Annotated in this window: 14 protein-coding genes; 9 read left to right on the top strand and 5 right to left on the bottom strand. The window is 63.2% G+C overall.

Features of this window, described 5'->3' with window-relative positions; translation table 11 throughout:
* Positions 1 to 46: 46 nt before the first annotated feature.
* A complete protein-coding gene (locus HHL14_RS11140) occupies positions 47 to 358 on the bottom strand; it encodes a recombinase-like helix-turn-helix domain-containing protein (RefSeq protein WP_169497663.1) in 312 nt (103 codons plus the stop codon).
* Between the two features lies 1 nt (position 359).
* On the bottom strand, positions 360 to 674 hold the full coding sequence (locus HHL14_RS11145) for a non-heme iron oxygenase ferredoxin subunit (protein ID WP_075298394.1): 315 nt from the start codon (positions 672 to 674) through the stop codon (positions 360 to 362).
* A 437-nt stretch (positions 675 to 1,111) separates the two neighbouring features.
* Between HHL14_RS11145 and HHL14_RS11150 the strand changes: the two genes are divergently transcribed.
* Positions 1,112 to 2,185, top strand: coding sequence for a porin (locus tag HHL14_RS11150; RefSeq protein WP_169497664.1), 1,074 nt, complete (start codon positions 1,112 to 1,114; stop codon positions 2,183 to 2,185).
* Positions 2,186 to 2,343: 158 nt separating this feature from the next.
* Here HHL14_RS11150 and HHL14_RS11155 read toward each other — a convergent pair whose 3' ends face one another.
* Positions 2,344 to 3,315, bottom strand: a complete 972-nt coding sequence (locus HHL14_RS11155; protein ID WP_169497665.1) for an IclR family transcriptional regulator — start codon at positions 3,313 to 3,315, stop codon at positions 2,344 to 2,346.
* Positions 3,316 to 3,473: 158 nt separating this feature from the next.
* On the opposite strand from HHL14_RS11155, the gene HHL14_RS11160 reads away from it, so the two are divergent.
* The 7 genes from HHL14_RS11160 to HHL14_RS11190 all read left to right on the top strand — a co-directional run bounded on the left by HHL14_RS11160 (position 3,474) and on the right by HHL14_RS11190 (position 8,880).
* Positions 3,474 to 3,770 carry a hypothetical protein gene (locus HHL14_RS11160; RefSeq protein ID WP_169497666.1) on the top strand — a complete coding sequence of 99 codons (297 nt, stop codon included), beginning with the start codon at positions 3,474 to 3,476 and terminating at the stop codon, positions 3,768 to 3,770.
* 99 nt (positions 3,771 to 3,869) lie between these two features.
* Positions 3,870 to 5,579, top strand: a complete 1,710-nt coding sequence (locus tag HHL14_RS11165) for an acid phosphatase (protein ID WP_169497667.1) — start codon at positions 3,870 to 3,872, stop codon at positions 5,577 to 5,579.
* Positions 5,580 to 5,806: 227 nt separating this feature from the next.
* Entirely contained in the window at positions 5,807 to 6,166 is a 360-nt protein-coding gene (locus tag HHL14_RS11170; RefSeq protein ID WP_169497668.1) for a DUF3564 domain-containing protein, read from the top strand.
* 387 nt (positions 6,167 to 6,553) lie between these two features.
* On the top strand, positions 6,554 to 7,303 hold the full coding sequence (locus HHL14_RS11175) for a DNA/RNA non-specific endonuclease (RefSeq protein WP_169497669.1): 750 nt from the start codon (positions 6,554 to 6,556) through the stop codon (positions 7,301 to 7,303).
* Positions 7,296 to 7,556, top strand: coding sequence for a hypothetical protein (locus HHL14_RS11180; RefSeq protein ID WP_169497670.1), 261 nt, complete (start codon positions 7,296 to 7,298; stop codon positions 7,554 to 7,556). The genes HHL14_RS11175 and HHL14_RS11180 overlap by 8 nt, the downstream gene beginning before the upstream one ends.
* Before the next feature lie 350 nt (positions 7,557 to 7,906).
* The gene (locus HHL14_RS11185) at positions 7,907 to 8,302 is read left to right on the top strand and encodes a hypothetical protein (RefSeq protein WP_169497671.1); all 396 of its coding nucleotides are present in this window, start codon (positions 7,907 to 7,909) and stop codon (positions 8,300 to 8,302) included.
* A 251-nt stretch (positions 8,303 to 8,553) separates the two neighbouring features.
* Positions 8,554 to 8,880: a hypothetical protein gene (locus HHL14_RS11190; RefSeq protein WP_169497672.1), complete on the top strand. Its 327-nt coding sequence runs from the start codon at positions 8,554 to 8,556 to the stop codon at positions 8,878 to 8,880.
* A gap of 31 nt (positions 8,881 to 8,911) precedes the next feature.
* Here the strand turns inward: HHL14_RS11190 and HHL14_RS11195 are convergent, their stop codons facing one another.
* On the bottom strand, positions 8,912 to 9,649 hold the full coding sequence (locus tag HHL14_RS11195) for a Crp/Fnr family transcriptional regulator (protein ID WP_169497673.1): 738 nt from the start codon (positions 9,647 to 9,649) through the stop codon (positions 8,912 to 8,914).
* Positions 9,650 to 9,750: 101 nt separating this feature from the next.
* Here HHL14_RS11195 and HHL14_RS11200 point away from each other — a divergent pair, with 101 nt between their 5' ends.
* Positions 9,751 to 10,290, top strand: coding sequence for an Mpo1 family 2-hydroxy fatty acid dioxygenase (locus HHL14_RS11200; RefSeq protein WP_169497674.1), 540 nt, complete (start codon positions 9,751 to 9,753; stop codon positions 10,288 to 10,290).
* Between the two features lie 40 nt (positions 10,291 to 10,330).
* Here the strand turns inward: HHL14_RS11200 and rarD are convergent, their stop codons facing one another.
* Positions 10,331 to 11,227 carry an EamA family transporter RarD gene (gene rarD / locus HHL14_RS11205; protein ID WP_169497675.1) on the bottom strand — a complete coding sequence of 299 codons (897 nt, stop codon included), beginning with the start codon at positions 11,225 to 11,227 and terminating at the stop codon, positions 10,331 to 10,333.
* Positions 11,228 to 11,449 lie beyond the last annotated feature (222 nt).

The following is an 11,449-nucleotide window of genomic DNA, read 5'->3' on the forward strand; positions in this document are numbered from 1 at the left end:
AGAGGCTCCAGTACGAATGCGATGAAACGTGTTCGGAAATGCGCGCTTAGTCGGCGAGCAGACGGAATTCGGCGGCAAGACGCTCGGCATTCCATTGCGCGCCTTCGGGGGTGCGGAAACCATCGCGGTTCAAGCCGTCGACGACTTCCTGCAACTCCATCGCGCCGGCTTCGAAAACGCGTTCGAGTGCATCGCCGAAGTCGTTTTCATACTGGGTCGGCTCGGCCTTGCGGTTTTGCCAGACCATATTGCCGCTCTCGCCCGGCTTCTCGATCACACCCTTGCCGGCGACGTTGTTCGGTTGCGGCGCAAGCCACGGCTTCAGAAACGGATTGAAATTCACGGCTACCTCTCGCATGTCATTCCACCTTGATCTGGATTTCTTCACCTGCGAGACGCACCGAGTACATCTTCAGGTCGCGGCCGCCCGGCTCTTTCAGACATTTGCCGGTCGGGATATGGAACACGGCTTCGTGCAGCGGACATTCGACGGTATCGCCGTCGATAAAGCCCTGCGTCAGCAACGCGTACGCGTGGGGACAAACGTTTTCCATCGCGTAGATCTCGTCGCCCACCTTGTAGATGCCGACCTCCGTGTCGTCGAATTTGAATTCGAGCGGGGAGTCTTCGGACAGGTCACCGGCATGTCCGGCACAGCGCCATTGTTCAGTCATTTCTCACGTTCTCCTGAGCCCAGATGTTCCATATAAGGAACATCAGTTCGTGTATGGACAATTATAGGAGTCGTCCGGAGCGGAAGAAAATAAAAAAATGCGCTCTTAAGGGAAAACACCGAGTGTCGTTTTTCGCCGACGGCCGGCCGCGGCGAATCGCGCTGAAGTCCACGCCACGCAGCGCTTTGCGGGCGCGGCTGCGCGCCTATGTTCAGACGATCAGCAACCAAAACGGGAGGGTTTGTCCTGGTCTCGATATTTATTTCGACCGATCTCGGCTTATCTATACTTTCCATAGGCGATACGTTTGTCCATAGGTGGAACGTAAGACCCGAGGAGGCTCTGGCGAAGTATCAGAGCCGTATCAACCCCAAGAAGACAGATCAGGGACGGTGCATTCGGCGAGTGTCTACGTCGTTTGATCAGGAGAACCAACGGTGAAGCGAACTATTGCGGCCGGTTTGACGGCAGCTTGCATGACCACGGGCGCGTGGGCACAAAGCAGCGTGACGCTGTACGGCAGCCTCGATGCCGGTATCGCGTATATCAGCAACGTGGGCGGCAGCTCGAAGTGGATGATGGAACAGGGCAACACGCAGCCGGACCGTTGGGGCCTGAAGGGCGTGGAAGATCTGGGCAACGGCCTGAAGGCGGTCTTCCAGCTCGAAAACGGCTTCTATACGAACACCGGCGCGATGGCGAAATCCGGCGTGCTGTTCAACCGGATGGCTTACGTGGGCCTCTCGGACGACCGGATCGGCACGCTGACCTTCGGCCATCAGACGCCGTTCAGCTTCGACGTGCTCGGCACCTTCAGCACGGCCTATCAGGGCGCGAGCTGGTACGCGTTCCACCCGGGCAACATCGACGCGCTCGCCAACACCGCGGTCGTGCCGTACGACAACTCGGTGAAATTCCGCTCGACGTCGTTCGGCGGCTTCACCGTCGGCGCGATGATGGGTCTCGGCAACCAGACCAACTTCGCGACCGGCCGCACCTACGGCTTCGCGGCGACCTACGCGAACGGCGGCTTCAAGGCCGGCGCGAGCTACTCGAACGAAAACAACCGCACGCCGTCGATCGTCACGACCGGCATCACGACCTTCCAGGGTCAGCCGGCCGCGACCTACACGGCCGACAAGCTGCAGAACATGGGCGCCGGTCTGTCATACCAGTTCGGCAGCGTGCTGGTGCACGGTCTGTACACGCGCGTGAAGCTCGAAAGCGCCGGCCACTCCGATACCTACCAGAGCTACGACGCGGGCGCGAACTGGCAGGTCACACCGTTCAACACGATCGCGGGCGGCGCCGCGACGACGACGCTGGCGGGCCATCGCTGGACCCAGTTCATGATCGGCAACATCTATTCGCTGTCGAAGTCGACCCAGGTGTATGTCAACGCGCTGTATCAGCGCGCGGGGTCGAACACCGATGCGGCGTTCTTCACCGCGGGCGTATCGAGCGGCCGCAACCAGGCGATCGTTCTGAGCGGCATTCATCACTCGTTCTGATCAGTCGACATCAGTCGACGCGCGTGATGCGATGTGGCGAGTCCTGCTGTGCAACACAGCAGGACTCGCCGCTCCACTTAAAAACGCGGTTTGAAGTAAGCGCGTGAAGTAACAGCTATAACGAGCGGCGGCCGGCGACGGCCACGCTCAACGCGTGTTCAATGCGCGGGCACCGGCCGGCGACGCGCCTGCATCGCGGTCGGATCGTCCGAACGCGGACGATAGCTCAGACGCTCGGACAGTTCGAGCGCCGCCTGACACACCGAGATAACCAGCGGCTCGCGCTCCGCCGACTCGCCGATATCCGAACGCGGAATCGTGATGGTCAACGCCGCGGCGATCTTGCCGCTCTGATCGCGCACCGGCGCGCTCACCACCGAAATACCCCGCTCGAACGACGCCTCGCTCACCGCATAGCCGAGCGCCGCGCTCTCGCGCACCCGGCCGTACAGTTCCTCGACGGTCGCGGGCGTGCGTTCGGTGAAGCGTTCGAGTTGCGGCTCCGGATAAAGCTGGCGCAACTCCTCGAAACTCAGATCGCCCATCAGCACCTGGCCATGCACGGTCGCGTGTGCGGGCAGGCGCGTGCCGACGTGCACCTTCACCGAGCTGAACATCGGCTCGTGCGTTTGAGCCTTCGCGACGAACACCACGTCGCGCTGGTCGCGGATCAACAGATGCGTGCTGAGGCCGGTCGCATCGCGCAGGCGTTCGAGAATCGGCGTGCCGACGTCGGTCAGTTCGAGCGAGCTCAGATATTCGAAGCCGAGCCGCAGCACCGCGACGCTCAGCCGGAAATAGCGGTCGCCATTGACGCGTTCGAGGAAGCCGAGCGCTTCGAGCGTCTGCAGCAGACGGAAGGTGGTGGTGCGCGGAATGCCGATCCGCTTCGACAGCTCGGGCGCGCCGAGCACCGGCTCGCGCGCGCTGAATTCGGCGAGGATGCGCAGGCCGCGTTCGAGGCCCGGCACCAGATAAGTCGATCCGCTGGCGCTGTCGTCGTCGGCGGCAACGGGTAGCGCTTCGCTCTGCGCGAGCGACTGCGCCGCTTCGTTCTGCGAAACCGATGCGGCGGCTCCGCGGGGTTTGGCCTGCCTGCGTCTCACTCCTGTCTGCTCTTCTTTTGCCATCTTGGCTGCCGTTTTCGTGCGGTTCGTTAGGTCCAGTCCATGATGATAGCGCGAAGCATGCGGCGAATCGGCCACCCGGTGCTATGCTTTGATCCGGCCCGGCAGCGCGGGCACGGCTGCCGCGCGCTGGCGCCGCTCGAGCGTAGGGAGGCCCCGCCATGTCCGATGCCATCCAGATCCAGGTCGCCGACTCGCATCTTTATCCGGGCTGCGCAGTGCGCATCGCGCATCTGCCCGAGCCGGCGGTAGCGCCCGGGCTCGCCGAGGCGCGGGTCGAATTCGCGGACGGCTCCGGCGCGCACGCCACCTGCCATCTGCGCGCGCACGACGAACTCGAATTGACCGTCGACCGTTACGCAACGCAAAAGCGTCATCCGGTCGACGCACGGCACTGGCTACTATTAGCCGTCGATGCAACGCATCACAGCTGGCGCGTGAAGCGTCGACTTCCTTGAACCGCGAGGCCTGCCGGCCTTTTCGAATCGCAACCGGTGTCGCTCGCGCCGCTGCGGGCGTCGCCGATACGAACGTCATGTCTCCTTCGGAACTCATCGATGACCGACCACGACCCTCACCTGCCGCCGAACCTGGACAACCCCAGCTCGCTCGATAACGCCGGCGACGCCCCCGACGACCCGGAGCGCCGCCGCGTCCTCACCGGTCTCGCGGCGGTCGGTCTCGGCCTGGCGCTGAGCGGCTGCAAGACCGACGGCCTCGCCGGTAACGGCGCGCCACGCAGCGCCGCCGACTTGCGGCTGGACGCCGCGCTGCACGATCAGGTGAAGAACATCGTCGTGATCTACGCGGAGAATCGCAGCTTCGCGAACCTGTACGGCAACTATCCGGGCGTCCAGCATCCGCTCGACGCGGTCGCCGCCGAGCAATACATCCAGTTCGACCGCGACGGCAAGACGCCGCTGCCGCGACTGCCGGCGATCTGGGGCGGCCTCGTGCCGCAGGCGCAGGAGGTCGACGGCAAGCGCTACATGATCGGCGAGAAGGATCTCGATCATCTGCACAACCGGCCGTTTCGCATCGTCGACGCACACGGCGCGCCGCTGCCGACCGGCGTGATCACGCGCGACCTCGTGCATCGCTTCTATCAGAACCAGATGCAGATCAACGCCGGGCGCAACAACCAGTTCGCCGCGTGGGGCGATTCCGGCGGTCTCGTGATGGGGCATTACCGCAATTCGCCGGATACGCTGCGGCTCTGGGGTCTCGCGCAGCAGTACACGCTGTGCGACAACTTCTTCATGGCCGCGTTCGGCGGCTCGTGGCTGAATCACATCTTCCTGATCTCCGCGCAGGCGCCGTACTACCCGAACATTCAGAACAGCCCGGCGAAGAAGATGGTGTCGGTGGTCGAAGGCGACGATCCGACCGGCACCCGGCTGAAGCTCGCGCCGAACTCGCCCGCGTCGGCGCTCGACGGTCCGCCGAAATTCGTCCACGACGGCGCATTCACCGCCGACGGCTACGCGGTCAACACGATGGCGCCGCCGTATCAGCCGAGCAGCGTGCGGCCGGCCGAAGGCGGCGACCCCGCGCTCGCGGATCAGTCCGACCCGCACGTGATGCCGCCGCAGCATTACGCGACGATCGGCGACCGGCTGACCGACAAGGGCGTCGACTGGGCGTGGTACAGCGGCGCGTGGCAATTCGCGCTAGAACATCGCGACACCGGCGCGATGCCCGACTTCCAGTATCACCATCAGCCGTTCAACTACTTCGCCAACTACGCGCCGGGCACCGCCGCGCGCCGCCGCTATCTGCGCGACGGCGGCATGGGCAACGACGCGTCGACCAATCGCCTGATCGCCGATATCGACGCGGGTCGTCTGCCCACGGTCACGTTCTACAAGCCGCAGGGCGACCTGAACATGCACGCGGGTTACGCGGACGTCGCGTCGGGCGACCGCCACATCGCGACGCTGATCGATCACATCCAGCGCGGACCGCAATGGCAGAACACGGTCGTGATCGTCACCGTCGACGAAAACGGCGGCTGGTGGGATCACGTCGCGCCGCCCATCGGCGACCGCTGGGGTCCGGGCTCGCGAATTCCCGCGCTGGTGATCTCGCCGCTCGCGAAGAAAGGCTACGTCGATCACACGGTGTACGACACCAATTCGATTCTGCGTTTCATCAGCCGCGTGCACGGACTCGCGCCGCTCGATGGCGTGGTCGCGCGAGATCAGGCCTTCGCGAAAAACGGTCTCGCACCGCTCGGCGATCTGACCGCCACACTCGATCTGGCCTGACCGCTTCGCGCCGAAGTCGGTCGCCCGCGGTCGCGGTGTGCGCGTGCCTTCACGGACCACGCGCACACCGCCGATGCCGCCGCGCATCGCAGCAACAGCCATACCTCGGCACGCCCGTTCGATAAAAATATTTTCGTCCCGCTCGTCATACCTTTGCCTTGCATAACGCACGGCGCCGCCTAGACTGATAAAGCACTTCGCCACTTCGCACTTTGTACGGAACTGACATGCGACTGACCATCCTGATCAACGGTTCCGATCCCACCGTAAGCCATGATTACGCCGTGCTCTGGCTCGACACCGACGAACACCGGTGGTCGAGAGAGGCGCATCAAGGGATCGACCTGCCCCCATGGGGAGAGCTGCGCGACCAGAACGGCGTGACCGCCCTCTGCGCGCCTAGCGCCGATGCGCCGCTGTGTACGCTGCGCGGTCTGCACGTCGATCGCAAGGAACGGGTGAGCGCCGCGCAAGGCGACGCCGCATGGACCGCGCTGCCAACCCGCAAGCCGACCCACGGCTTCTGGCGTCTGCAGGCGGTGGACCGTCAGAAGGTCAACGCCGAAAACAGTCTGTTCGGTAATTAGGTCCTGCACGCTTCGTCGCGCTGTTTTTTTCAGTCGAAACTTCCGGCTCATGAGCGAGCGGCCGTTCGCTCATGTCGAGATGTGCGTGCGCGAGCGCACAGATCGGCTCGACGTCGTCGCAACGCTTCAGAACTCCTTAAGCTTGCATGCGTAGAGTCGGAAGTCCACGCATTCGGGTCGCTGTGAAGCGGCCCATTTTTTTACGCCACGCTTTACGCCACCCCTCACGCTACGCAGCGCGCTTTTCCTCCGCCGCATTTGTTCCCGCTTTTTCCGCCTGCTTCTTCGACCTGCTTCTTCGCCCTGCTTTTTTAACGCGCATATCGAGATCGCTCGACGCGAGTCGCGACGCTATACTTGCGCCCCCATCCATCGAACGACCGACACATGAAGAAGTGGCTTGCCTGTCTGTTATTCGCCGTCGCCGCTCATGCGAGCGCGGCATCCTCCTGTACCCAGTTCACACCGAATGCGCAGTGGCCCGTCCTCACCAATCAGAAGATGGCGCCGAAAACGCGCCTGCTCTGCTATAGCGATTTCACGGTACTGCATTCGGGCATCACGCACGGACCGCTGTGGTCGGCCGAGCATTTGACGCGAGCGCACATCGAAGACGCGAAGGACATCACGCGCACCAACAAATTCTTCGAAGACGCGCGTCTGCCCGACGGCGAAGGCGCGACGCTCGCCGACTACAAGCGCAGCGGTTTCGATCGCGGCCATATGAGCCCGGCGGGTAATCGCTGGAACCAGCAGGCGATGGCGCAATCGTTCTCGCTCGCGAACGTGGTGCCGCAAAACCGTCAGAACAACCAACGATTGTGGGCACGCATCGAAACCGCTGTGCGCAAGATCGCGATCTCTTACGACGACACTTATGTCGTCACCGGCCCGCTTTTCAACGGTCAGCAGTTGCAGACCATCGGACCGACGCGCGTATTCGTGCCGACACAGTTGTACAAGGTCGTCTATGTGCCGTCACGGCAACTGGCGTTCGCGATCGTGGTCGATAATGTGTCGACCAATCGCTACGACATCCGTACGATTCACGAACTCGAAGCGATATCGGGTATCCGTTTTCCGGGCATTCCGGAGAACATCAAGGACCAGCGGCCAGGAGGACTGAAAGGTGTTTAAACCCTATTCGAACGACGACGACGTACTCAACATCCAGGGCGACGCGCTCACGCTCAGCAACGGCACGACGCGCGTCGTGCTGAACGGCGAGCTCGAATTGACGCGCGACCAGCGCGGCCTGAAGGCGGCGCTCGCACTGAAGGAAGCGGTCGATGCGATCGTCGCGAGTCTGCAGGCGCAAGCGGACTTGCCGGCGAAAGTGAAGGACGAACCGGATGAGAAACCGGGCGTCGTCAAGAATCCGTTTCAGTGACGAGCGGTAGTTTCACTGCTTGATTCACGCGCGAATAACACTTCACTGACAGTCGATTCGCTGCGGCTTCACCATGCGTTGACCGGTGCATGCATCGGCAAATGCAAAGCATCGTTAAGAGGCGGGAGAACTTTTCTCCCGCCTTTTTCTTTGGCTCTGCCCGCTTCGCCTTATCCGGCGCGCCGCTCGCGCAATTCGCGCATTCCGACATGTATCAGCGCCGATGCACTAGTTACGTTTTGTCACCAGCACCGCGTCAACTGCGGTATTCCGGCCTACGTTAAACCGGCAGCGCTGAAATAATTCAGCCGCGATAAAACGAATCCACCGATTCAACAAGGAGTCACACCATGAAGACGCTTTTCGCCGCTGTTGCTTCCGCTCTGCTCGTGTCGACCGCATTCGCTCAAACGGCCGCACCGACCGCCGCCCAACCGACGCAAGCCGCACCCGCTGCTCAAGCCGCGCAGATGCCCGCTGCCGGTCAGGCGAATCTGAAGGCCAGCACCACGGCGCAAGCCGGCGCGACGACCGACAGCGCGGCCACGACCAAAGCGCCCGCCGAAGCCGCACCGAAAAAGCACGTGAAGAAGACTTCCGCCCATACGAAGAAGACCCACAAGTCCAGCAAGAAGAAAGCCGTCGAGACCAGTGCCGCAAAGACTAAAACGGAGAGCGCGAAAGAGGCCAGCACTGCCCCGGCAAAAGCCGACGGCGCACAAACCGACGCGACGAAAACGCAATAACACGTGATCGGTTCCGGCGCTTACCGGCCAGGCAAATGCTGTTGAAATAAAAGTCTATCGAAGCCGGGTGATGCCGTTCAGGGAGGGCGAGTCGTATGACTCGCCTTTTTTTCTTCATGGCGATTGATGCTTATTCGCGTGCCGTGTCTTTTTACCGACGCAAGCCCGAATTTTTGCACTGTCTTTATTCGCGGACGAGTACGCTCCAACTGTTCCGACTCACTACCGGCGTCACCTGAACGCCGCCTCAAATGGCTCTCACGCAATCGCTCGACGCGTTCGCATCGCAATCCGCCGGCCAGCAACCGACTCGCCGCAACAACGTCATTCCGTTTCCGTCGTCACGCGCGCTGCTCGACGTGACGCTGCCGCATCTCCTGTTGAAGACGCTCCTGCACTCGCCGCTCGGCGTGTACGTGGTCAGCACGGAAACCGTGCGCGAAGCTGTTCGCGTGCAACTCGACATCGCGCGTGAAGATCTCGATTTCACCTTGCATACGCTGCTCGCGACCTTGCCTGCCGCGACGATCGGACCGCTCAAGCGTCGGATCAGCAGCCAGTCCACAAGCGCGCGTTAATTCCGCTTGGGCGGCATCCGGCGGTATCGCTTCACACGGGCGACATGGGCGACGCGTCGTTCGGCAATTCGGCCAACGCGCGCAGCCGGCCCGCATCGACGATTTCAATCTCCGCGTAGCGCAGCTTCAACGCGCCCTGCGTCTCGAAGAGCTTGAGCGTCTGATTGATCGTCTGCCGCGACAACGCGAGCAGCATCGCGAGATCTTCCTGCGGCACCTTCAGCACACGCCGCAACGCGCCGGGTTCGCCATAGCCGCCGGCCATCAGCAATAGGCGTCGCGCGATACGCGGCGCGGCGGGCAGCAGCGCGGCTTCCTCGATCGCTTCGAACGCGAGACGCAGCTTGTGCGTGAGCAGCAGACCGAACGCATGCCAGTAAGCCGGATTGCGTTCGAGCAACGTGGCGAGCGCCGCGCGCGGCACATGAAACAGCGCGGAATCGCGCTCGGCATACGCATCGTGGGTGCGCGGCCGATGGTCGAACAGCGCGATCTCGCCGAACCAGTTCACCGGCTCGATCACCGCGAGCAACGCTTCCTTGCCCGCCGAACTCGCCGCGCCGATCCGGATCAGACCGTCGAGCACACAGTAGAGGCCGTCGTCGGCATCGCCGCGCGTGAAGAGCCGTTCGCCGGCCGCAAGTGCTTCCACCCGTCCCGTGTCGAGCAACTGCGTCTGCATTCCAGCAGGGGCCGCGCGAAACCATGCGCTGCGCGCGAGCCGCGCGGCCAGCTCATGCGATGAAAAACGCTCGGTGATGGACGGCATACTGGCGGCGGGGTCGAAGGTTGGCGTGAATTGTCGGGTAGCCGATGGTTTCAAATTCCATCGCCCGCGATTATGCTGACTTTCACACAGGAGCGGCACTGATGAGAACGCTGACCGAGCAACTGACGCAATACGCGGCCTACCATCGCGACCGGCGCAATATCGCCACGCACTTCGTCGGCATTCCGATGATCGTGCTGGCGCTCGCGGTGTTGCTGAGCCGCCCGACGTTCGGCGCCGGCATGTTCCCGGTGAGCCTGTCGCCGGCGTGGCTGCTGTTCGTCGCGGCGACCGTCTACTATCTCGCGCTCGACGTGCCGCTCGGCGTGATGATGGCCTGCGTGTCGGCGCTGTGCATCGCGTTCGGCGAGTGGATCGCCGCGCAGACGACGCTCGTGTGGCTCGCCACCGGCATCGGTCTGTTCGTGATCGGCTGGGCGTTCCAGTTCGTCGGCCACGTCGCGTACGAGCATCGCAAGCCGGCCTTTGTCGACGACGTGATCGGCCTGATGATCGGACCGCTGTTCGTGCTCGCCGAAGCGCTGTTCGGTTTCGGCTGGCGTCCCGATCTGCGCGAAGCGATCGACGCGCAAGTGGGGCCGACGCGCATCAACGCGGAACGCAGTGAGGCGCATCGCTGAGCAATGCGGCGTGCGGCCCGATGCTGTTTTCTGCTTTAACTCAATTCGAAGCAAAGCGAACGAAACGCACGCTATGCAGCGCGGTCAGCGCGACCGCGATCCAGATCGGCACATAGGTCGCGAGTTGCGCGGCGCTCAGCGTCTCGCGCAACAGCGTGATCGACACGAACACCAGCAACACCGGCTCGACATAACCGAGGATCCCGAACAACGCGACCGGCAGCATCCGGCTCGCCTTCAGATACGACGCCAGCGCGAGCGTGCTCAACGCGCCGAGGCCCGGCAACAGCAGACACCACATTTCCACGCGCGCGCCGATCGCGTGCAGCGAGCCGCCGCTGACGATGAACACGACGGCCACCGGCAGCAGCAGCGCCATTTCGACGGTGAACATCGCGAGCGAATCCTGATTGATCTTGCGACGCAGCATGAAATACGGCGGATAGCCGAGCGCGACGACCAGCGTCGGCCACGAGAACGCACCCGTCACCCACAGCTCATGTGCGACGCCGATCGCCGCGCACGCGACCGCGAGCCACTGCAACGTATCGAGGCGCTCGTGATAATGAAAGCGCCCCACCAGCACCATCACGAGCGGCAGCAGGAAATAACCGAGCGACACTTCGAGCATGCGTCCATGTAGCGGCGCCCATAAGAACAGCCACAGCTGCACGCCGAGCAACGCGGCGGCGACCACCATCGCGCCGCCGAGCTTCGGCTGCGTCATCATCCGGTCAAGCAACTGGCGCAGTATCGGCAGACGCTTGCGCAATACGACGAGCAGCAGCGCGCCGGGCACGGTCCAGACGATGCGCCACGCGAAGATGTCGAGACCGGAGAGCGGTTTGAGCAGCGTCGCGTAAGCCGACAGTAATGCGAACAGCGCCGACGCGCCGACCGACAACGCGATGCCGCGCCTGAAGTCGTGCTCGTTCATTGCGCGGTCCACGGCGAGCATGCCGGCATGCGGGCTTGCGGCGCGCGAAATAGGCGCAATGGGCGCGCGGCACAGGTGGTCGTCATGAAAAGTGTGTCTCGTGAGCAGGCGAACCCTGCATTGTTGTTCTGAAGCCATTCCGCACCGACGGCGCGCCAGCGCGCAACGGGCAGAAACAGGCGGAATCGGGCATTCTAGACGGGTTCGCCGCCGGCCGGTCCG

The sequence above is a fragment of the Paraburkholderia antibiotica genome (assembly GCF_012927125.1).
GTDB classification, from domain to species: domain Bacteria; phylum Pseudomonadota; class Gammaproteobacteria; order Burkholderiales; family Burkholderiaceae; genus Paraburkholderia; species Paraburkholderia antibiotica.

Bases quoted from the DNA above. Each gene is read 5' to 3' on its own strand.
- HHL14_RS11140 (WP_169497663.1), bottom strand. From the start codon at position 358: ATGCGAGAGGTAGCCGTGAATTTCAATCCGTTTCTGAAGCCGTGGCTT.
- HHL14_RS11160 (WP_169497666.1), top strand. From the start codon at position 3,474: ATGTCCGATGCCATCCAGATCCAGGTCGCCGACTCGCATCTTTATCCG.
- HHL14_RS11190 (WP_169497672.1), top strand. From the start codon at position 8,554: ATGGCTCTCACGCAATCGCTCGACGCGTTCGCATCGCAATCCGCCGGC.
- HHL14_RS11175 (WP_169497669.1), top strand. From the start codon at position 6,554: ATGAAGAAGTGGCTTGCCTGTCTGTTATTCGCCGTCGCCGCTCATGCG.
- HHL14_RS11145 (WP_075298394.1), bottom strand. From the start codon at position 674: ATGACTGAACAATGGCGCTGTGCCGGACATGCCGGTGACCTGTCCGAA.
- rarD (WP_169497675.1), bottom strand. From the start codon at position 11,227: ATGAACGAGCACGACTTCAGGCGCGGCATCGCGTTGTCGGTCGGCGCG.
- HHL14_RS11165 (WP_169497667.1), top strand. From the start codon at position 3,870: ATGACCGACCACGACCCTCACCTGCCGCCGAACCTGGACAACCCCAGC.
- HHL14_RS11185 (WP_169497671.1), top strand. From the start codon at position 7,907: ATGAAGACGCTTTTCGCCGCTGTTGCTTCCGCTCTGCTCGTGTCGACC.
- HHL14_RS11200 (WP_169497674.1), top strand. From the start codon at position 9,751: ATGAGAACGCTGACCGAGCAACTGACGCAATACGCGGCCTACCATCGC.
- HHL14_RS11195 (WP_169497673.1), bottom strand. From the start codon at position 9,649: ATGCCGTCCATCACCGAGCGTTTTTCATCGCATGAGCTGGCCGCGCGG.
- HHL14_RS11155 (WP_169497665.1), bottom strand. From the start codon at position 3,315: ATGGCAAAAGAAGAGCAGACAGGAGTGAGACGCAGGCAGGCCAAACCC.
- HHL14_RS11170 (WP_169497668.1), top strand. From the start codon at position 5,807: ATGCGACTGACCATCCTGATCAACGGTTCCGATCCCACCGTAAGCCAT.